Raw genomic sequence first — 1,996 nt, 5'->3', positions numbered from 1 at the left:
GACGTCTACATCGGACTCTCCACCGGCACATCATTCGCCACCAGCACCAAATGGCACGACTACTTCGGCCTCAACGGCGAAACCACCCTCTGACCCGTCCCAAGCAGACAGAAAGCTCCGCGTCGCGTTCCTCGTCCGTGCGGCGCGGTCACTCTCAATGGAGGAACCATGGACAACATCCCTGCCATCCGCCGGCCGGTCAGCCGTCGACGGCTGTTGACCGGTGCCGCGAGCGTCGCCGCCGTCGGCACATTCGCCGGGGCCCTCGCCACGCCACTGCCCGCGTCCGCCGCTGCCCGTGACGGCTACGGGCTGCGAATCGTCGACCGGAACGAGAACGGTGGCCGGCTCCAGTACTACCGGTTCGCCACCGACGCGATCGAGTGGGACCCTGCGGTCAACGTCCTGCTGCCCGACGGTTACCACACCAGCGGCAAGCGCTACCCGGTGCTCTACCTGCTGCACGGTGGAGCCGAGGACTTCCGGACCTTCCACCTACACCACAACATCATCAACCTGACCGCCGGCCGGGAAATCATCGTCGTGATGCCCGACGGCTCCACCGGCTGGTACTCGAACCCGGTCAGCAGCAACACCGGTCCGCGCAACTGGGAGACCTTCCACATGGCGCAGCTGCTGCCATGGATTGAGGACAACTTCCGCACCTTCCCCGAGTACGACGGTCGCGCCGTCGCCGGCTTCTCGATGGGCGGGTTCGGTGCCCTCAAGTACACCGCGAAGTACTACGGGCACTTCTGCTCGGTCAGTTCCCATTCCGGCCCGGCCAGCCTGCGCCGAGACTCCGGCCTCGTCGTGCACTGGGCCAACGCCAGCTCGGCCGCCCTGGACCTCGGCGGCGGCACCGTCTACGGCGCTCCGCTGTGGAACGAGGCCCGGGTCAACGACGACAACCCGATGCAGCGCATCGAGAGCTACCGTCACAAGCGCATCTTCCTGGTCGCCGGCACGTCGCCGGAGCCGGTCAACTGGTGGGACTATGTCCACGAGACTCAGGTGCTCGCCGGTCAGCGCGAGTTCCGGGCGGCCCTCGCCCAGGCCGGCATCCCCCACGAGGGGCGTGAGGCGGAGGGTGGCCACATCTTCCGGCAGAACATGTTCACCGACGACCTCAACGGGATGCTCGGACGCCTACGCCGCGCCGGCTGACCCTTCGTCGACGACGCGCCGCCGACGCACATCTGTCGCGGCCCGGCGGCGCGTCGCCACGTTTGCCTCGACGCAGCCCGGCAGTCCTCGCCCACCCACGGCATCCACCACGTCGGCGGGCTCTCCGGTTCCGTGCCCCAGCCCAGTTGAGTTTTCCCCGACGGGAGTCACCCATGTCACGGCACTCAAGGACCAGGGCACGTCGCATCCTGGTCGCCCTGCTCACTTTGACGGTGGGCGTCCTGACCGGCGCGGTGGCAACACCGTCTCCTGCGCTCGCCGCGCCGAACTTCAAGGCACCGTTTCCGTGTGGGCAACGGTGGACCTATCACCACTACAGCGGTGAGGTCCGGCAGGCCCTGGACTTCGTACGGGCCGACGGAGGATCCACCGCAGGCACGCCTCAGGTCGCCTCCGCCGCCGGTGTCGCCCGGCGGCACTCGCAGCCCAACGGTGCCGGCAACTACATCGTCATCGACCACGGTGGTGGTTGGACCACCTACTACTTCCACCTCAGCGCGTACTCCGTGCCCGACGGAGCGTACGTGCAGCAAGGGCAGGAGATTGGCATCACCGGCAGCACGGGCAACTCGTCCGGAGCGCACATCCACTACGAACAGCTCTACAACGGCGTCGGACAGACGATCGTCATCAACGGGATGTCGCTGGCGCCGTATCCCGGCCAATACCACCAGAAGTACCTGATCAGCGACAACTGCGGTCCGGGACCGACGGGTGGTCGGTATCTGGCGGGGTCGCCGACCGACTTCACCGGCGACGGCAAAGACGACATCGTCACCTTCACCCAAGGCACCCTCAACGACGTATA

2 protein-coding genes are annotated in these 1,996 nt (G+C 67.0%); both read left to right on the top strand.

All coding sequences use genetic code 11. The features are described from left to right. Positions 1-168: 168 nt before the first annotated feature. Positions 169-1,167: an alpha/beta hydrolase gene (locus ACWDV4_RS30685; protein ID WP_449985993.1), complete on the top strand. Its 999-nt coding sequence runs from the start codon at positions 169-171 to the stop codon at positions 1,165-1,167. A gap of 173 nt (positions 1,168-1,340) precedes the next feature. Beyond that, a partial coding sequence (locus tag ACWDV4_RS30680) for a M23 family metallopeptidase (protein WP_449985991.1) occupies positions 1,341-1,996 on the top strand: 656 nt, incomplete at its 3' end.

Source organism: Micromonospora sp. NPDC003197, from assembly GCF_053590565.1.
The sequence above is the reverse complement of the archived record's forward strand: the minus strand, read 5'-3'. Positions and strand labels throughout refer to the sequence as shown.

Bases quoted from the DNA above. Each gene is read 5' to 3' on its own strand.
- ACWDV4_RS30685 (WP_449985993.1), top strand. From the start codon at position 169: ATGGACAACATCCCTGCCATCCGCCGGCCGGTCAGCCGTCGACGGCTG.